At 64.5% G+C, this 17,436-nt stretch carries 19 protein-coding genes; 8 read left to right on the top strand and 11 right to left on the bottom strand.

Annotated elements, in window-relative coordinates:
* Positions 1-122 precede the first annotated feature (122 nt).
* Together QZ184_RS01150 and QZ184_RS01145 are read left to right on the top strand one after the other, a co-directional pair.
* The gene (locus QZ184_RS01150; protein ID WP_296417757.1) at positions 123-866 is read left to right on the top strand and encodes an MBL fold metallo-hydrolase; all 744 of its coding nucleotides are present in this window, start codon (positions 123-125) and stop codon (positions 864-866) included.
* Positions 867-894: 28 nt separating this feature from the next.
* The gene (locus QZ184_RS01145) at positions 895-1,656 is read left to right on the top strand and encodes a Tic22 family protein (protein WP_010316620.1); all 762 of its coding nucleotides are present in this window, start codon (positions 895-897) and stop codon (positions 1,654-1,656) included.
* Between the two features lie 3 nt (positions 1,657-1,659).
* On the opposite strand, the gene QZ184_RS01140 is transcribed toward QZ184_RS01145, so the two are convergent.
* From QZ184_RS01140 to hemH, 5 genes are all read right to left on the bottom strand, one after another.
* Positions 1,660-1,872 carry a GIVxVP protein gene (locus QZ184_RS01140; RefSeq protein WP_010316621.1) on the bottom strand — a complete coding sequence of 71 codons (213 nt, stop codon included), beginning with the start codon at positions 1,870-1,872 and terminating at the stop codon, positions 1,660-1,662.
* A gap of 6 nt (positions 1,873-1,878) precedes the next feature.
* Positions 1,879-2,247, bottom strand: a complete 369-nt coding sequence (locus tag QZ184_RS01135) for a hypothetical protein (RefSeq protein WP_010316623.1) — start codon at positions 2,245-2,247, stop codon at positions 1,879-1,881.
* Complete coding sequence (gene ilvB, locus QZ184_RS01130) at positions 2,244-4,037, bottom strand: biosynthetic-type acetolactate synthase large subunit (RefSeq protein ID WP_296415962.1); 1,794 nt, start codon at positions 4,035-4,037, stop codon at positions 2,244-2,246. The genes QZ184_RS01135 and ilvB overlap by 4 nt, the downstream gene beginning before the upstream one ends.
* A 95-nt stretch (positions 4,038-4,132) precedes the next feature.
* Positions 4,133-4,684, bottom strand: coding sequence for a M23 family metallopeptidase (locus QZ184_RS01125; protein ID WP_296417755.1), 552 nt, complete (start codon positions 4,682-4,684; stop codon positions 4,133-4,135).
* The gene (gene hemH, locus QZ184_RS01120) at positions 4,653-5,828 is read right to left on the bottom strand and encodes a ferrochelatase (protein WP_296417753.1); all 1,176 of its coding nucleotides are present in this window, start codon (positions 5,826-5,828) and stop codon (positions 4,653-4,655) included. The genes QZ184_RS01125 and hemH overlap by 32 nt, the downstream gene beginning before the upstream one ends.
* A gap of 128 nt (positions 5,829-5,956) precedes the next feature.
* On the opposite strand from hemH, the gene QZ184_RS01115 reads away from it, so the two are divergent.
* Together QZ184_RS01115 and cobO are read left to right on the top strand one after the other, a co-directional pair.
* Positions 5,957-7,123 (top strand): site-specific integrase, encoded by a 1,167-nt coding sequence (locus QZ184_RS01115; protein WP_296415963.1) that lies wholly within the window; start codon positions 5,957-5,959, stop codon positions 7,121-7,123.
* A gap of 80 nt (positions 7,124-7,203) precedes the next feature.
* Entirely contained in the window at positions 7,204-7,827 is a 624-nt protein-coding gene (gene cobO, locus QZ184_RS01110; RefSeq protein WP_247479937.1) for a cob(I)yrinic acid a,c-diamide adenosyltransferase, read from the top strand.
* On the opposite strand, the gene QZ184_RS01105 is transcribed toward cobO, so the two are convergent.
* Entirely contained in the window at positions 7,824-8,030 is a 207-nt protein-coding gene (locus QZ184_RS01105) for a hypothetical protein (RefSeq protein WP_010316644.1), read from the bottom strand. The genes cobO and QZ184_RS01105 overlap by 4 nt on opposite strands.
* A gap of 100 nt (positions 8,031-8,130) precedes the next feature.
* Between QZ184_RS01105 and pyrH the strand changes: the two genes are divergently transcribed.
* From pyrH to QZ184_RS01090, 3 genes are read left to right on the top strand one after another with little or no spacing between them, the layout of a single operon-like run.
* Complete coding sequence (pyrH, locus tag QZ184_RS01100; protein ID WP_010316646.1) at positions 8,131-8,844, top strand: UMP kinase; 714 nt, start codon at positions 8,131-8,133, stop codon at positions 8,842-8,844.
* 44 nt (positions 8,845-8,888) lie between these two features.
* Complete coding sequence (gene frr, locus QZ184_RS01095) at positions 8,889-9,428, top strand: ribosome recycling factor (RefSeq protein ID WP_010316649.1); 540 nt, start codon at positions 8,889-8,891, stop codon at positions 9,426-9,428.
* Complete coding sequence (locus tag QZ184_RS01090) at positions 9,425-10,573, top strand: geranylgeranyl reductase family protein (RefSeq protein ID WP_296417752.1); 1,149 nt, start codon at positions 9,425-9,427, stop codon at positions 10,571-10,573. Before frr ends, QZ184_RS01090 begins: the two co-directional genes overlap by 4 nt.
* Positions 10,574-10,577: 4 nt before the next feature.
* Here QZ184_RS01090 and QZ184_RS01085 read toward each other — a convergent pair whose 3' ends face one another.
* The 5 genes from QZ184_RS01085 to QZ184_RS01065 form a co-directional block, all read right to left on the bottom strand.
* Entirely contained in the window at positions 10,578-10,958 is a 381-nt protein-coding gene (locus QZ184_RS01085; protein WP_247477913.1) for a Crp/Fnr family transcriptional regulator, read from the bottom strand.
* A 32-nt stretch (positions 10,959-10,990) separates the two neighbouring features.
* Positions 10,991-12,160: a transaldolase gene (locus tag QZ184_RS01080; RefSeq protein ID WP_247477915.1), complete on the bottom strand. Its 1,170-nt coding sequence runs from the start codon at positions 12,158-12,160 to the stop codon at positions 10,991-10,993.
* 83 nt (positions 12,161-12,243) lie between these two features.
* Positions 12,244-14,061 (bottom strand): penicillin-binding protein 2, encoded by a 1,818-nt coding sequence (locus tag QZ184_RS01075; RefSeq protein WP_296415908.1) that lies wholly within the window; start codon positions 14,059-14,061, stop codon positions 12,244-12,246.
* Positions 14,061-14,513 carry a hypothetical protein gene (locus QZ184_RS01070; RefSeq protein ID WP_010316655.1) on the bottom strand — a complete coding sequence of 151 codons (453 nt, stop codon included), beginning with the start codon at positions 14,511-14,513 and terminating at the stop codon, positions 14,061-14,063. Before QZ184_RS01070 ends, QZ184_RS01075 begins: the two co-directional genes overlap by 1 nt.
* A gap of 53 nt (positions 14,514-14,566) precedes the next feature.
* Complete coding sequence (locus tag QZ184_RS01065; protein WP_296417750.1) at positions 14,567-15,976, bottom strand: CPBP family intramembrane glutamic endopeptidase; 1,410 nt, start codon at positions 15,974-15,976, stop codon at positions 14,567-14,569.
* A gap of 96 nt (positions 15,977-16,072) precedes the next feature.
* On the opposite strand from QZ184_RS01065, the gene QZ184_RS01060 reads away from it, so the two are divergent.
* Positions 16,073-17,434, top strand: coding sequence for a histidine phosphatase family protein (locus QZ184_RS01060; RefSeq protein ID WP_296415911.1), 1,362 nt, complete (start codon positions 16,073-16,075; stop codon positions 17,432-17,434).
* The last annotated feature ends 2 nt before the right edge of the window (positions 17,435-17,436 follow it).

Below are 17,436 nucleotides of genomic sequence, written 5' to 3'. Positions count from 1 at the left end.
TCCGCTTCCTCGTGATCCAGCGGCAGCTTCAACTCGCTCAGTCGCAGCACCACTTGTCCTGAGCCTCGTTCCTGTATTCCAGCACCGCGCTGCCTAGCCTCGCCGCCAGTTGCGTTGAAGCGGTGGAAGCGACCTATTTCGGGGCCAACGGCTGGTTACTGGACTGGTCGGGACTGCGGGTGCTGGTGGACCCCTGGTTCTGCGGTCCGTTGGTCTTTCCCCCCGGGCCCTGGTTTTTCCAGGGGCAGTTGTCCCGCTCCTTTGCGCTTCCTGCCGATCTCGATTTGCTGCTGCTCACCCAGGGACTGGATGACCACGCCCATCCCGAGACCCTGGCGCTGCTGCCCCGTTCCCTGCCCGTGGTGGGGTCCCTGACGGCGGCCAAGAAGGTGCAGCAGATGGGCTTTGAGCAGGTCACGGGCCTGCGCCCCGGTGAAACCACGGCCTTTGGCGAGCTTCGGATTGAAGCCACAGCAGGCGCACCGGTGCCCCAGGTTGAGAACGGCTACCTGCTGCGCCATCCCCAGGGGAGCCTTTACCTCGAGCCCCATGGCTACCTGCCCGCTGACCTCGCCCCGGAAGTACTTGATGCGGTGATTACGCCCGTGGTCGATTTGGGCTTGCCGGTCGCTGGCGCCTTTGTCCGCGGCCAGACCGTTTTGCCTGAGCTGTTGGAGCGCTTCTCTCCGCGCACGGTGCTGGCGAGTACGACCGGCGGGGATGTGGCCTTCAGCGGCTGGCTGAACCGCTGGCTCTGGCAAAAGGGGAACTTGGAGGAGGCCCAGCAGGCTGTGGCCTCAGCCGCTCGGCTGATTGATCCAGTCCCAGGAGAGCCCTACGCCCTGGGGGTCTTTCCTGGGTTCTGACTAGGGTTGACCTTTCTTGATCGGTCGCATGCTCTCGCGCTTTCCCGCTTGGTTGAAGCCGATGGGCCGTCAAGCGGCCTCGTTGCTGGCCCCCGTCGCCGTCCTGGGCGCCATGGCCGCGGCTCCCGCTTTGGCGATCCCTGAAGCCGAGGCGATCAAGAAACTGCAGGTGATTCCGGTTTTCGTGATCACCGATGCCAATGGCATTCCCCTGCCGATCCCCCGGGACGAGGCGTTGGTCCTGCCCCTCTATCTCGAGAGTGATCGGGCGAACACCGAGCTCAAGGCGCTGCTGAAGTCGAACCCGAGCCTCAAGGCCACCGTCACCCCCGTTCCACTGAATGTGATGAACGAGAAGGTGGTGGAGCTCAACAAGCAACTGAAGGACAAGAGCAAGCCACTGGTGGCCCCGGTGGTGATGAACGACGCCGATATCAAGCAGGCCTACACCCTGCTGAAGAAAGAAGGGCTGAGTGACGAGGAGATCAAGAAGGGCCTGAATGTGGCGGTGTTCTTCACCCAGCCCTTCCTAACCCTCAACACCCCCGATGGCCCTCGGGGCGTGTTCTTCCTGAGCTACGACGAGTTGCAGAAGGCGCTCTCCAACGTGCCTGAGGCTGAGCGCAGCAAGCTGAAGCCCAGGGTTGCCGACCTCACCGCGGTGCTCTCTCAGATCAGCAAAGCCAAGGAGGACAGCTTTGTGATCTTCCCGACCAAGGAGTACTTCCGCCTGGTGGAAGAGGGCCGCACCAAAGCCCAATCCACCCCTCAGACCAAGCCGGCGAAGTAACGCTCAGGATTCGTCTTCGGACCTGGCCTCGGGAGCTGGCTCCGGCATCAGCTGGGCCAGCAAACCCGCTGCGATCAAGACTCCTCCGACCCCCAGGGCGAGGGACTTGTTGTCAGCGGCTGCCGCTGGTCCCCAGACCGCGGTGGCGATGAAGGCACTTCCCAACAGGAGTGTGGGCACCAGCACAATGCCCTTGGCTGCCCGATTGATGCTCAACGGCCGTTAGCAGGATCCTGAGGAGGACGCTAGGCCCGATGCAATCAGCTCCGCGCCCAGGTCGTGGTTGGCTTGCCCATCGAGGTGATTGATGCGGGCGATGAGGACCCCATCGGCACTGCCGGTCGGGCGCAGGTTCACCTTGCTGCGCCGGGGCAGTTGCTTACGAATCCAGTCCACGGCGGCAGCGTCATCGTCTGGGTCGACCACGACGCAAGCCAGTTGCACGCTGTAGGTGCGGTTGCGGTCACCGATCTGCAGCAGAGTGCCGCTCCGCACCTGCAGCACCTCGGCCGCCAAGACCTGTCCCGGCCAGAGCAGCAGGCATGCAGCCGCTGCAGCACAGAGCCAGCGGCGGATCAGCCCCAGCCTCACAGCTTGGCGCCGCAGTTGGGGCAGTACAGGCTGGAGCTGGAGGTGCTGTGGTGGCAGCTGTGGCACTCGCGATTGGTGTCGATCGCCAGTTCCGGATGGGAGGGGAGGCCCACCATCTGGGCGTTGCTGGCACCGGGGGGCACCATCGGATAGCAGTTCTCGTTGCGGCGCACCTTCACCTCAATGAAGGCCGGACCGGGGTGGGCCAGGGCTTCGGCGAGTTTGGTGCGCAGTTCCTCCCGTCCTTGGATCTGAACACCTTTGACGCCGAAGGCTTCCGCCACAGCGGGGAAGTTCGGCATGCCGCCGGTCATCTCTGAGGCGCTGTAGCGCTCGCCGTAGAAGCTCTCCTGCCACTGGCGCACCATCCCCTGCCAGCCGTTGTTGAGCACCACCACCTTCACGGGGAGGTGGTACTGGCTGAGGGTGCCGAGCTCCTGGATGTTCATCAGGATGCTTGCGTCGCCGGCCACGCAGATCACCGGTTCTTCGGGGAAGGCGCACTGAACGCCCATGGCCGCCGGCATGCCGAAACCCATGGTCCCGAGGCCCGCGGAGCTGATCCAACGGCGGGGGAGGGTGTGCAGGAACTGCGCAGCCCACATCTGGTGCTGGCCCACGTCAGTGGTGAAGAAGGCTTTGGGGGAGAGCTCCTGCAGCATCGACACCACCTCTTGGGGCGCGATGTCTCCCTCGGGTGCTGGAACCACCAAGGGGTAGTGCTGTTTCCACTGGGCGATGCGCTCGAGCCAGGCCTCGGTGCGGCCTCGGGAGTCCTCCTGGCTGGAGGCGGCCAGCAGGGCCTCGACCGCTTGCTTGACGTCGGCGACGACGGCCACATCCGGCAGACGGGTTTTGCCCATCTCTGCCGCATCAATATCGATGTGGATGACCTGGGCCCGGGGGGCGAAGCCATCGAGGCGGCCGGTGACGCGGTCGTCAAAACGGGCGCCGGCGGCGATCAGCAGGTCGCAATCGGTCACCGCGAAGTTGGCGTAGGCGGTCCCGTGCATGCCGAGCATCCCCACCGAGAGGGGGTGGAGCTCATCAAAGGCACCCTTCCCCATCAAGGTGGTGGTCACCGGAAGCCGGAAGCGCTCCGCCAGGGCATGGATTTCGGCGTGGGCGCCGCTGCTGATGGCCCCACCACCGACATAGAGGAGGGGACGGCGGGCATTGCGGATGAGCTCCAGCGCAGCGGAGATGGCGCTGGGGGCCGGCGCGGGGGGGAGTTTGAAACCAGGGGGAACGGCCGCGCCGGGTTCAACGGGGATGTAGTCGAACTCCTCGACTCCGACGTCCTTGGGCACGTCGATCAGAACGGGACCGGGTCGGCCGCTGGAGGCAATCAAGAAGGCCTCCGAGACGATGCGGGCAATGTCCCGGGGATCGCGCACCACCCAGGAGTGCTTCACGATCGGCAGGGTGATGCCAAAGATGTCCGTCTCCTGGAAGGCGTCCGTCCCGATGGCCGCCCGGGGGACTTGGCCGGTGATGACCACCATGGGCACGGAGTCCATGTGGGCCGTGGCGATGCCCGTCACCAGGTTGGTGGCCCCTGGACCGGAGGTGCCAAAACAGACCCCGACCTTGCCGGTCGCGCGGGCGTAGGCGTCGGCTGCGTGGGTGCCGCCCTGTTCGTGGCGCACGAGCACGTGCTTCAGCCAGCCCCTGGACTCGGCCTTGTGCAGCTCGTCGTAGATGGGAAGGATCGCGCCGCCGGGATAGCCAAAGATCGTCTCCACGCCATGGCGACGGAGGGCATCCATGAGGGCGTAACCGCCACTCACCCGGGTCGGGGTGGAGTGATCAGCGGCGGTGGCCGCTTGTGAAACGGACGTCACGGTCACGGCGGCGGCGGACAGCGTTTTCAGATCCAGTCACCCTAAGGTCTGGCCTGAGAAATGGGCGTTTCCACGCGCCTGGCGTCAGCCATTGCTCGCAGCAGCAGCACCGGGTCCAGCCAACGCTCGTTCAGCTTGACGCCCCAATGCAGGTGAGGTCCGCTGCTGCGGCCGCTCACCCCGATGGCGCCCAGGGGTTCCCCCGTCCGTAGCCAGGAGCCCTGGCGCAGGCTCGCGCCTCCGCTGCGCAGGGTGTCCTGTTCGATCGTTCCCTGCAGGTGGCAGTAGAGGTGCTCGTAGGGGCCGGAGCGGATCGCCACGCCGATGCCGCAGCTCCCGTCGTTGATCAGCCGCTCCACCCGCCCGGCCCACCAGCTGAGCACCGGGGAGCCCAGGGGAGCGGCGATGTCCAGGCCCCGGTGGAGGCTGGAGCCGCCGGATGCGCCGGTCCGGAGCCCGTAATGGCTGGTGTAGCCGCTGAACTGGGGGACGGGGAAACGGGCCTGTTGCCAGGGGTTGGCGTGGGCGGGCCCCAGCAGCAGGGATGCTGCGAGAAGGGCCTTAGAGCAGGCCGATGGAATGCAGCGGGCCACGACCGCTCAGCAACTCCAGCAGGAAAGCGGAGAAGCCGAGCATTGCCAAGCGTCCGTTCCAGACCTCGGAGCTGTTGTTCCAGCCCCAGGCCCACTTGTCCTGGGGATAGAGCTTGACCTGGGTTGGCAGGGCCGCGGCTTGATCCAGGTTGACCTCCGGACCTTCCAAGGCGTGCTGGACCAGGTTGGCCAGGCCGTGAATAAAGGACGGGGTGGTGTCGAGGGCCGGAACGCGGCGGAAATTCGTGATGCCCGCTTCGGTGGCAATTTCCCGGTACTCGATATCGATCTCTTCGAGCGTTTCGATGTGCTCGCTGACGAAGCTGATGGGGACGACCACCAGGTCCTTCACCCCGGACTCCCCGAGTTCATTGAGGGCGTCATCGGTGTAGGGCTTGAGCCACTCCACCGGACCGACGCGGCTCTGGTAGGCAAGCGTGAAGGGGTTGGCGTGGCCGAGATCGGCGGCCAGCTTGTCCATGATCAGCTGGGCGCAGCCCTCGATCTCCTTTTGATAGGGGTCACCGGCTTCCTCGACGTAGCTCTTGGGGACGCCGTGGGCGGAGAAGAAGACGTGGGCCGTGGCCGGGTCTGGGCAGGCCTGGATTTCCTTGCCGATCAACTCGGCCATGGCGCCGATGTAACCGGGGTCGTTGTAGTAGCTGCGAATGCAGCGGATCGGCAGCTTGGAGAAGGCGGGATCGCCCTGGCGCAGGCGCTGCAGTTCCCGGAAGCTGGAGCCGCTGGTGCTGATCGAGAAGTGGGGATAGAGGGGCAGGACCACCACCTCATCGATCCCATCGGCCTTGATGTCGGCCACGGCCGACTCGGTAAAGGGGTGCCAGTAGCGCATCGCCACGTAGCTGGTGGCCTCGATGCCGCGTTGACGCAGGGTGCTTTGCAGCTCGCGGGCCTGCTGCTCGGTGATGCGCCGGAGGGGGGAGCCCCCACCGATGGAGCGGTAGGCGGCTTGGGACTTGCCGGCGCGCAGGCTGCTGATCAGCCAGGCCAGGGGTTTTTGCAGCGCCGGATTGGGCAGCCGGATGATTTCCGGGTCCGCGAAGAGGTTGTAGAGGAAGGGACCGACGTCCTGAATGCGCTCAGGGCCGCCCAGGTTCAGCAACACCACGCCGACCTTGGCCATGCCCCGCTTCATCGGACAACAACAGCGGCGAGCGTAACGCTGCCGGCTGGGGGCTGGTCGCTCCCGTTCAGGCTCGATAAGGTCGGCCGGCTCGCTTTGGTCTCAAGATCAGCCTCGAACGCCTCGATCTGGCCCTTCGGGAACACAACGCGCTGCTGGCCGCCAGCGGTGTTTCGCTGCGGCTGGAGCGCCGGGGTTCCCGGCTCGGCCTGAGGGGACCCTTGCCCTGCCGCAGCGGTGGGTCGGCTCAGCGGGTGCAACGGATCAGCCTTGGCCTTGACGCTGACCCAGCCGGCCTCGAGCAGGCCCGCCACCAACTGAAGCTGGTCCTGCAGCAGCTTCAGCAGCAGCGCTTCTGCTGGGACGACTGGCTTCAAACCAAGGACGCTCCCACGGGGCCATTGCCCCCAGCGACGGCCTCTTCGCTTGCGGCGCGGCTGCAGCGCTTTGAGCAGGGGTTTTTCCAAGATCCGCGCCGCCGCCGCAATCCCTCCGGAGCCCGGACGACCTGGAGCAGCGCCTATCTGCCCTATGTCCGCCGCCTCGAGCGCTTGGCTGGGGATCAGGGGATGGCCTGGGGCCTGCCGCTTCTGGAGGCTGTCCTGGAGAGTTATCCCCTGGCCTCGCGGGGGCGACAGCAGTGCGGCACCACCCTCGCGGCCCTGGCTCGAGCCGAAGGGTTGGCGTTGCCCCCTGACTGGGGTGAGCGGGCGGGGGGCTATGGCCTGCATGCCGCCCAATTTCGCCAGCTCCCAAGCGACCTTCAGATCCTGGAGTGGCTTGAGCGCATTCCTAACCCCGGATGGCGCTTGGCCTACGGCCTGATGGCGACCTATGGCCTACGCAACCATGAGGTCTTCTTCACCGACCTCTCCGCCTTGGCACCCGGGGGCGATCGGGTGATCCGTGTGTTGCCCACGAGCAAGACCGGAGAGCACCAGGTTTGGCCCTTTCAACCGGAGTGGGTGGAGCGCTTCGGCTTGGAGCAACTAGGGGCTCAGCGTCAGCTTCTGCCGGCGGTCTGTACCGATCTCCGCCGCACCACCCTGCAGCAGGTCGGCCGCCGTGTTGCCGAGCAGTTCCGTCGCTACGACCTGCCCCTCACCCCCTATGACCTGCGCCATGCCTGGGCGGTTCGCACGATCCACATCGGTCTGCCCGACACGGTGGCGGCTCGGATGATGGGCCACTCCGTGGCGATCCACACCAGGACTTATCACCACTGGATCACCCGCCGGGATCAGCAGCAGGCTGTGGATACGGCCCTGGCCCGGCACCAGGCGAGCGCGGCTTAACCGCGCCAGATTGGAGGCACCCCTGACCTCAAGCTGTGGCCGATCCCAACGCCCTGGACCAGACAGCATCGGAGTTGGGGATGGGCGGAGACCTGGCCCCTGAGGCCACAGCCGATGCCTACCAGCGGCGCATGGCTCGCCGCAAGGAAGTGCAGCAGCAGCGGGTTGGGGAGCGCTCCCTGGAGAAGGGACTGGTGCTGGTCTTCACCGGTGATGGCAAGGGCAAGACCACGGCAGCCCTGGGGTTGGTGCTGCGGACCTTGGGCCACGGGGAGCAGGTGGCCGTTGTGCAGTTCATTAAGGGGGGCTGGCAACCCGGCGAGGCCAAGGCGCTGGAGCTGTTTGGTGAAGCGCTGCACTGGCATGCCCTTGGGGAGGGCTTTACCTGGGAAACCCAGGACCGCGAGCGTGACCGTGCCTTGGTGCAGCAGGCCTGGAAGCGCTCCTGCGAGTACCTCGCTGATCCCCAGCGCAAGTTGGTGGTCCTCGATGAGGTGAATGTGGCCCTCAAGTTGGGCTACCTCGATCTGGAGGATCTGTTGGAGGGATTGATGCTGCGGCCGCCCTTGACCCATGTGGCGCTCACCGGCCGCGGCGCTCCGGCGGCGTTAGTGGAGCGTGCTGATCTGGTGACGGAGATGAAGCTTGTGCGCCATCCCTTCCGGGAACAGGGGGTAAAAGCCCAGGCGGGTATTGAGTTCTAAGGACTGGTCTGGGTTTGCACCGTGGCCAGGGCGCTCATCAGCACCGAGAGCCCGCTGATCAACAGCGCCCGATGCACGACCGGTTCAGCCCAGGCGCGGGGGTCTTCGGTCAGTTGTTCCACGGCCGAGAGGGTGAGCCGTGCCATGAGGCCGCTGCGGCTGGAGCCGACCGGTGGAATGGGTTGGTCCTGATGCCTGTCCATCCAGCACTCCCATCTGCTGGCATCGAAGCGCTCCTGGCCAGCGTCGGCAAGGGATCTCACGCTTGCTACTGTTCGGCCAACGAAGCTGCAGCACGAAGGGATGGCCTATCAGCGCGTGTTGCTGAAGCTCAGCGGCGAAGCCCTGATGGGCGAGCAGGGCTACGGCATCGATCCTGCGGTGGTGGATGCCATCGCTAAGGATGTCGCCGCTGTGGTCGCCGACGGCAGCCAGCTGGCGATCGTGGTGGGCGGCGGCAACATCTTCCGCGGTCTTAAGGGGTCCGCCGCCGGCATGGACCGGGCCACCGCTGACTACGTCGGCATGTTGGCGACGGTGATGAATGCCATCACGCTCCAGGACGGATTGGAGCGGGCCGGCATTCCCACCCGCGTCCAGAGCGCCATCTCGATGCAGGAGGTTGCGGAGCCTTACATCCGTCGCAAGGCCATCCGCCACATGGAGAAGGGGCGCGTGGTGATCTTTGCCGCCGGTACGGGTAATCCCTTCTTCACCACGGACACCACCGCTGCGTTGCGGGCCGCTGAGATCGGAGCCGACGTGGTGTTCAAGGCCACCAAGGTCGACGGGGTCTACGACAAGGACCCCAACAAGCACGCCGACGCGGTGCGTTACGAGAGCCTCTCGTTCATGGATGTCCTCAGCAAAGAGCTAGAGGTCATGGACAGCACGGCCATCGCCCTCTGCAAGGACAACGCCATCCCAATCGTGGTGTTTGATCTGTTCGGTTCCGGCAACATTGGTCGGGCTGTGCGCGGTGAGCCCATCGGCACCAGCATCCTTCCTTCGGCCTGACGGGTCGGCCCCTTTCTTTCTTCAGCGACGCCCTTTTTCTCGCCATGGATCTCGAAGCCAGCATGCGCAAGTCGGTGGATTCCACCCAGCGCACCTTCAACACGATTCGCACCGGCCGGGCGAATGCGTCGCTGCTCGACAAGATCCAGGTGGAGTACTACGGCGCGGATACGCCGCTGAAGTCCCTGGCCACCATCAGCACCCCCGACTCCTCGACGATCCAACTGCAGCCCTTCGATGGCAGCTCCTTGGGGCTGATCGAGAAGGCCATTTCGATGAGTGACCTGGGTCTGACTTGCAACAACGACGGCAAGTTGATCCGTATCAACATCCCGCCCCTGACGGAGGACCGCCGCAAGGAGCTCTGCAAGTTGGCGGCGAAGTATGCCGAGGAGGGCAAGGTGGCCCTGCGCAACGTTCGCCGCGATGCGATCGACAAGGTGAAAAAGCAGGAGAAGGAGGGCGAGTTCTCCGAGGATCAAAGCCGCGATGAGCAGGACAAGGTCCAAAAGCTCACCGACAAGTTCATTGCTGAGATCGAGAAACTGCTGGCTGAGAAGGAAGCAGACATCCTCAAGGTGTGAGCGAACCGCACTGTTTTGATGTCGCCGTTGTCGGCGCCGGTGCTGCCGGCGGCGCAGCGGCCTTCCACCTGGCTGCGCGGGGACGTCGTGTTCTGCTGCTTGAGGCGCAGTCCCTTCCCAGGGCCAAACCCTGTGGCGGTGGCATGGCGGCCTCCGTGCAGCGTTGGTTTCCCTTTGATCTGCAGCCGGCCGTTGATCGGGTGATCACCCAGGTGAAATTCACCTGGTGCCTGGAGGATCCGGTGGTGGCGGTCCTTCCTGGCGACTCTCCGTTTTGGATCGTGCAGCGCTCCACGCTGGATCACTATCTGGTTGAGCGAGCCGTTGCGGAGGGTGCGGAACTGCTGGATGGCTCCGAAGTGTCGTCAATCCAGCGGGATGGCGATCAATGGATGTTGGAAGCCGGTGGCCATGGCTACCGCGCACGAGCCGTGGTGATTGCCGATGGCTCCAACTCTCGTTTTGCGGCCCCCTTGGGCCTCGGTCCCAGTCAGCCGCGCTTTGCAGAAGCCCTGGCGGCTGAGGTTGATGCCGAGGTGTTGGAGGGGGACACGGCCCGATTCGAATTCGGTCTCGTGCGCCATGGCTTCTGCTGGGCCTTCCCCAGGCAAGGGGGCTACAGCATTGGAGTGGGCACCTTCATTGGCCGCGAAGCGGCGGATGCGGATGCGGTGTTAGCCGAATTGCTTCCCTCCTTGGGCCTCGCGCCGGATGCCGGCCTGCGGCGCCGTTCTCCCCTCAGGGTTTGGGATGGTCACTACCCACTGCATGTCCCTGGCGCCGTGGTGGTCGGTGACGCGGCCTCCCTCTGTGATCCCTTTTTGGCGGAGGGGTTACGCCCAGCACTGATGAGTGGCGTGCGGGCCGCTGACGCGGTGGATCGCTATCTGGGCAGCTCCGCTGCCGATGAGCAACAGCAGGCCCTCGCTCAATACAGCGCCCAGATGCGCCAACACTGGGGCGACTCCATGGCCTGGGGCCGGCGCATTGCACAGGTGTTCTACCGGGTACCGAAAGTGGGCTACCAGCTGGGGATCAAGCGACCGACAGCGCCGCAACGGATCGCCCAAATTCTTTCGGGCGAGATGGGTTACGGCGATATCGCCCAACGCGTGATTAAACGCCTGCTGTTCCAGCGGGGCTGAGCGCTCAGCCGACCTTGGTGCAGTCCTTGAGTTGCCTCAGGCGGTGATCGATTGAGCCCAGCAGCTCGATGGCGAACATGGGGGATTCCTGAACGGCGAAGAGGAACTTCTCGCGGTTCATCTTCAGCAGCTTGCAGTCGCTGACGGCTTTGGCATTGCCGTACCGGCGATGCTCCGCCGTCACCAGGGCACCGGCACCAAAGACGTCGCCGGCCTGAATGACCTCATGACCGACCTCGTCGTTCCAGGTGAGCTCAACGGTTCCTTCCAGAACCCCGAACATGCAGTCTCCGGTCTCCCCGGAGGAGAAGATCGCATCACCTGCCGTTGCCTGAATCACCTCTCCCTGGCTGGCCAGGGCACGCATGGTTTCGAGGGCGTTCACGCAACAGCCAACCAACTGGGCCAGAGCCTAAGTCAGTTGTTAATGGCGAGGGCCGCACCGAGTCCGCCACGGATGTCATTGGGCAAAAGACGTCCGTCGTGATCGGTGTCCAGGGCATCGAACACAGCATCGGTCCCCAGCCATTCCTCGCGGGTGATGCAGCCATCGCCATCGAGGTCGTTCAGCAGGAAGATTTCCTGGGCGGCATGTTGGAAGGCACTGGCTCCCTCCAGTTCGCCCAAACGGTGGGCCAATTGGGCTTCCAAGGTCTCGATTGCCTTGGTGAATCCCCGGATACCCTCATCCAGTTTTTCAGTGGCCATCTGATCCTCGGCCATCATCGCCTTGAAGCCTTGGGCATCTAGGTGGATCTGTTGCTCCGTCGTCGCTGGATCAAAGGGGTTCAGTTTCCGTTGCAGATCCCCCTGGGTGTTGCGCAGTTGATCCAGGAGTTTGGGCGAGATGGTGAGTAGGTCACATCCCGCCAATTCGACGATCTCGTCGATATTGCGGAAGCTCGCTCCCATGACCTCGGTTTTGTAGCCGAAGGTCTTGAAGTAGTTGAAGATCTTGGTGACCGAGAGCACGCCCGGATCCTCATGGCCGGGATAGCTCTCGCGGCCGGTGCTCTTTATGAACCAGTCGAGGATGCGGCCGACAAAGGGGGAGATCAAGGTGACGCCAGCCTCAGCGGCGGCCACGGCCTGAGCGAAGCTGAAGAGGAGGGTGAGGTTGCAGTGGATGCCCTCTTTTTCGAGCACCTCCGCGGCCTTGATGCCTTCCCAGGTGGAGGCAATCTTGATCAGCACGCGATCACGGCTGATGCCCGCTTGGCGATAAAGGCCAATCAGCTTGCGGGCCTTGGTGATCGTCGCTTCGGTGTTGAAGCTCAGGCGCGCATCCACTTCGGTGGAGACCCGGCCGGGGACGATCTTGAGAATTTCCTTGCCGAAGGTGACGCAGATCTCGTCGAGGGCTTCGCGCACCACCTCTTCAGCCGGTGCCGAGGGGCCGCAGACCTCGCGGGACTCCCGCAGGGAGGTATCGATCAGGTTTTGGTAGGTCGGGATCTGGGCCGCCGCCAGGATCAACGAAGGGTTGGTGGTGGCATCCCGGGGGGTGAACTGCTGAATCGCATCGATGTCACCGGTATCGGCGACAACAACGGTCATCGCGGCCAGTTGGTCGAGGAGATTGGCCATGCCGGGCACCAAACGTATTTTCAAGCTAGCGATGCCAATCGGGGCGTGACTCCCGTTGTCATCAAGCGGTCACGCAGTGCGATCTACTGACGGGCCGTTGTGGGAACCGTGCGGCTGGGCGGGATTTTCTCAATCACCAATAAGGCCTCAATGATTTGCTTGGCGACGGGAACCGCCACCGTTGATCCGTAGGCGTTTTCGCCCTTCGGCTCATCGACAACGACCAACACGACATAGCGCGGTTGGTTGATCGGCAAATGGGCGATGAAGCTCGTGATCTTGGCTCCGGCCACGTAGACACCATTGCGTGCCTTTTGCGCCGTCCCTGTTTTGCCGCCAATCCGGTGGCCTGGGATTTGTACGCCACGGCCACTGCCTTTCTCCACCACCGTCTCCATCCAATTGAGGACGGTTTGGGCGATGGCGGGCCGGATCAGTTGCACCCCTGAGGCCGGCGGGGCGCTGGCCAGGTCATCACCGGAGCGCAGGCCGCGGGTGATGTGGGGACTGACCAGCCTGCCGCCGTTCGCCAACATCGCGTGCAGCTGGATCAATTTCAGGGGCGTCAGGTTGAAGCCTTGACCGAAGGCGGCCGTTGCGGGCTCGATCGGTTGGGTTTTAAAGGTCTCGAGGGATTTGAGCTGACCGGCTACGGCGCCGGGCAGGTCGGTATCCGGGGTGTTGTCGATTCCCAGGGTGTGGAGCCAATGCCAGAAGCGTGCCGGTTGAACCCGCCGCATCGCCTCCACCATCGCCACGTTGCTGGAGACCTGCAGGACCGTTGGGAAGTCGATCAAGCCATTGCCTTTGCGGTCGTGGTTAAAGATCGGCCAGCCGCCAATGGTGAGTTGGCCGGAGTCATTCACCTTTCCTGACGGGTCAATGGCGTTTTCCTGAAGGGCGATCGCCAGGTTGATCGGCTTGAAGGTTGACCCCGGTTCATAGAGATCTTGGACGGACCACTCACGGAACAATCCCGGCTGGAACTTCCAGAACTGGTTGGGGTTGTAGGTCGGGGTGGAGGCCAGGGTCAGCAGCTCACCGTTGCGGACATCCATGACCAACGCGGCCCCGCGCTTGGCCTTCCATTGCTTGACCTGTTTGGCCAGTGCCATCTGGGCGACTTGCTGCAGGCGGGCATCGAGGGTGAGCTGCAGCTTGAGGTCGTCGCCGTAGAGCACTCCTGGTTTCAGACCATCGGGCAGGGGCGTGCCATCGGCTCCACGACGGAGACTTTTGGAGGCTTCTTGGCGACGCAGGTCGCGGTCACGGCTCTGCTCGAGACCCGCCTGGGGGACCCGCTCGAGGTTGAGGAAGCCAACGACATTGGCGAAAAGTCCCCCTTGGGGGTAGACCCGCTGGGGATAGGCCTCAAGATCGACACCGCTGATGCCCAGCTCGCGCACACGTTGTGCGGTTTCAGGGTCGAGCTCGCTGGCCAGCTTCACCCCTGACTTACGGCCATCCATGGCCTTGAGCAACTCGCCCATGGGTTTGGCCAGGACGGGGGAGAGTTTGCGCGCCACATCCAGGGGGCTGCGCAGCCTTCCGATGTCGTCTCCAGGGAAGGAGAAGTAGCGGGGGTGGGCCCAGAGGGTGAAGCGCTCTTCATCCAGGGCAACCAGGCGACCTTGGCGATCAACGATCGTCCGCCTGCGGCCAAGGGGCGTGATCGTTTGGGTCTGAATCGCTCGGGCACGGTTCAACAATTCGTTGCCCTGGATCACCTGAACCCAGGCCAGCCGCAGCGCTAAACCACTGAGTCCCGCCGCCAGAAGGCCGTAGACGAGCCAAAGCCGGCGCGGGGGCACCGGCTGCAAATCCACGACCCGGTTGCGTCTTGGACCACGTCCTTCCCGTGGTGCAGGGGCGCGGCGACCCTGCAGCCCCTGCTGCGCCATCAGTAGCCCGGAAGAATTTGACCGGGATTGACCTGGGCCAAGAGGGCTTCAAAGTCGGGCCCTGCTGAGACGGCCGGCGGAGCGACGTACACGAGCTTTTCACTGCTGGTGGGCTCCAGCAGGGCCGGCTTGCGGGTCATCGAGAGGTGATGCTGCTCGAGCACCGCCGCTGATTCCTGCAGGCGGTGCTCCAGCCGCTGGGTGGCTTCAAGGGATTGGAAGCTGCTGGTCCAGCGGCCCTGCCAGTGGAGCGTCAGGGCGCTGAGACCGACAACGGCAACTCCCAGGCCGACGAGACTTCCATCGGCAATGCGATGCAGGTTGCCAAGCCACGGCGCTTGGCGATCCAGCTTGCGGGCAAGCAGCGTGCCTTGAATCAGCTCGAGGGAACGGCTGGAGCGGCTGCCCGGCGCTCTATTGCTCTTCTGGAGCGGAACGGCAACCACAAACATCAACGCGTGCTGCGCAAGTCAACCACGCGAGAGCGCTTCCAGCAAGGGGGTTTTCACCAACCCAGAACAACGAGATTGGCGAAGGTCAGGCTGTTCCAGAGGGCGTGCATCAGCACGCAGCTGCCGAGCCGTCCACTGCGCCAGCGCAGCCAGCCCAAGCCGAGCCCCAGCACCATCAGCGGTGGAAATTCTCCGAGGCTGGAATGGGCCACGGCGAAGACAGCGGCGCTGACCACAATTCCCCAGCCCGATCCCCAGTAGCGGGCGGCAACGGGCAGCAGCGCACCGCGAAAGATCGTCTCCTCAAACAGGGGGGCAAGGACGATGGCGGTGATTCCAAAACAAGCCAGAGCGGGAATGTTGTGTCCGTTGAGGACCAATTCCAGGAGGGGATTGCTGCCGCCCGGATCGCCAAAGAGTTGTCCCTGAAGCCAGCCCACCAGGCTCACCAGGGGCAGCACCATCAAGAAGCCTTTGAGGGCTTGGCCAAAGCAAAGCGGCAGGGGGGACCAGCGGAATTGCAACCAGCCCCCCTGGGGCCCTGGGCCGAGGGGCTTCAGCAGCAGCCGCAGGATCAGCAGTGGCCCTGTCATCAAGGCGCCGTAGAGGACCACGACACTGATCCCCTGTTTGAGCACAGCCTCGATCGGCCAGTCCTGCAGCAGCCGCGTCAGCAGCGGTGCCACCAGCAGGGGAGTGATGAGCTCACCGACGACCACAAAACCGCCGGCCACCAGCAGAACCGTGTCAATGCCGGAGAGGGCTGGGCCGAGCCATGGGGGCGCCGCTGGAGTCTTTCCGCGCCAGCGCCTCCAGAGCTCGCGAATCAGCAGAGCGATGCCGCCGAGCAGTCCCAGGCCGGGCACCAGGGTGACAGCCAGCAGCTGCACGCTGGCCTGCCTGGCGACCTGATCCCCCTGGCAGGCCTCAGCGCCCAGCAGTGCTTCGCAGCTCCACTGGCGTACAAGCGTTGATCCCTTGAGCTCGGCAAGAAGTTGCTCGCGCGACTGGCGGCCGTGCTGTTCGGGGTTCAGCAGCACGGTGGCGATCGCCTGCTGGGCTCCCCCTTCTTGGCGGAGTTGCTTCAGCAGGGTCTGCGCCTGGCTCAGGTCCCCTGTGCGTTGCAGCAGCAGGGCTTGCTCAAGCAGCAGTCCTGGGGGTGGATTGCGGCCCTCCTCCTGGCTGCCGTTGATCGCGTTCTGGAGGCTCTCCTGGAGGGTTTGCAGGGGATCACCAGAGCTCAGCAACGGACGGATGGGCTCGCTCAAGTTCCCCTGGGCCAGCACGCTCAGCTCTAGCTGGCGTCGGCTGAGGTCATCGCCAACGGAGGGGCGTTGCAGGCTGCTGACGAGTCCGTTGAGCCAGAGCAACAGGCTGAGGGCCAGGCTGACCAGCGCCAGGGCCGATTTCCAGTTGGGTGTGTCTGACCTGCGTGGACTGTTGGACTCCTTTTCCGTGCTCACCCCACCGCCCCGTGCATCTCACTGGGCTGCATTCTGCGGCCCAGTGAGGGGCCATAGAGCCCTCAAATACGATGCCGTTTCGTTAAGGAAGTGCCCGTGTCCCTCCGGATCCTGCTGGTTCGCCACGGCCTGAGCAGCTTCAACCTCGAGCACCGGATCCAGGGCCGAGATGACCTCTCGAGCTTGACCGATGTGGGCGCTAAGCAGGCGCTGGCCACCGGTGAAGCCCTGCGGGGTCTGACGATTGATGCGGCTTATAGCTCTCCGCTGCGGCGCGCCCACGACACGGCCAAGGCCCTGCTGGCGGCGCAGGGATCCAGCGTGGATCTGCAGTTGAGCGATGACCTGCTCGAGGTGGACCTGGCCCCTTGGAGTGGCCTGCTGAGCAGTGAGGTCCAGACGCAGTTCCCCCAGGACTACGCCACATGGAAACGGAGCCCTGAGCAGCTCCAGCTGCGGCGCGCCGATGGATCCGAGTACGCCCCGATCCCAGAGTTGATGGCGCAGGCCCAGCGCTTTCTCGATGGTCTGCTGGCGGCCCATGACCCGGGGGGAAGCCCCAAGACCGTTCTGGTGGTCGGTCACAACGCGATCCTGCGTTGCCTCGTGCTGGCCCTCCTTGGCTTGGAGGCTTCCGGCTTCCGTCGCCTTCGCTTAGAGAACGCCTCCTTGTCGGTGTTCAACGTCAGTCCTGCGCCAGCCGGTTCGGCCTCCAAGCCCGTCGCGGTTCAAATCGAATCGCTGAACGGCACGACCCACCTGCAGCCCGAGGTTTGCGGAAGCAGCCTGCCCAGCAAAGGTCCAGGCCCCCGGATGCTGCTGGTGCGCCATGGCGAAACCGACTGGAACCGCCAAGGGCGCTTCCAGGGTCAAATCGATATCCCCTTGAACGAGAACGGCCGAGCCCAAGCCGCCGCCGCCGGCGAGTTCCTGCGCAAGGTGAGCTTCGATCGGGCCTATTCCAGTTCCATGTCTCGCCCCCGTCAGACGGCGGAGGGGATCTTGAAGCACCACGCGGGGGTGCCCCTCACCAGCGTCTCTGATCTGGTGGAAATCGGCCACGGTGAATGGGAGGGCCGCCTGGAGGAGGAGATCTCTGCGGGCTGGGCGGAGCTCCTGGCCGACTGGAAACGGGCCCCCGAAACCGTGCAGATGCCTGGTGGGGAGACCATTCACGACGTCTGGGATCGCTCCTTGCGGGGCTGGAACACCATTGCGGCGAGCTTGTCCGCTGAGGAGACCGCCCTGGTGGTCGCCCACGATGCGGTGAACAAGACCATCCTCTGCGCGTTGCTGGGCCTGACCCCGGCAGACATCTGGGCCGTCAAGCAGGGCAACGGCGGCGTCACCGTGATCGACTACCCCAACGGAGCCGATCAGGCTCCAGTGGTGGTGTGTTTGAACCAAACGGCGCATCTTGGGGGGGTGATCGATCGAACCGCTGCCGGTGCGCTCTGATC

The sequence above is a fragment of the Vulcanococcus sp. DEBay_Sum22DG08_74 genome, assembly GCF_017852955.1.
Classification (GTDB): domain Bacteria; phylum Cyanobacteriota; class Cyanobacteriia; order PCC-6307; family Cyanobiaceae; genus Vulcanococcus.
The sequence above is the reverse complement of the archived record's forward strand: the minus strand, read 5'-3'. Positions and strand labels throughout refer to the sequence as shown.

Bases quoted from the DNA above. Each gene is read 5' to 3' on its own strand.
- QZ184_RS01145 (WP_010316620.1), top strand. From the start codon at position 895: ATGCTCTCGCGCTTTCCCGCTTGGTTGAAGCCGATGGGCCGTCAAGCG.
- hemH (WP_296417753.1), bottom strand. From the start codon at position 5,828: ATGGCCAAGGTCGGCGTGGTGTTGCTGAACCTGGGCGGCCCTGAGCGC.
- cobO (WP_247479937.1), top strand. From the start codon at position 7,204: ATGGGCGGAGACCTGGCCCCTGAGGCCACAGCCGATGCCTACCAGCGG.
- QZ184_RS01105 (WP_010316644.1), bottom strand. From the start codon at position 8,030: ATGGACAGGCATCAGGACCAACCCATTCCACCGGTCGGCTCCAGCCGC.
- pyrH (WP_010316646.1), top strand. From the start codon at position 8,131: ATGGCCTATCAGCGCGTGTTGCTGAAGCTCAGCGGCGAAGCCCTGATG.
- frr (WP_010316649.1), top strand. From the start codon at position 8,889: ATGGATCTCGAAGCCAGCATGCGCAAGTCGGTGGATTCCACCCAGCGC.
- QZ184_RS01080 (WP_247477915.1), bottom strand. From the start codon at position 12,160: ATGGCCAATCTCCTCGACCAACTGGCCGCGATGACCGTTGTTGTCGCC.
- QZ184_RS01075 (WP_296415908.1), bottom strand. From the start codon at position 14,061: ATGGCGCAGCAGGGGCTGCAGGGTCGCCGCGCCCCTGCACCACGGGAA.
- QZ184_RS01070 (WP_010316655.1), bottom strand. From the start codon at position 14,513: ATGTTTGTGGTTGCCGTTCCGCTCCAGAAGAGCAATAGAGCGCCGGGC.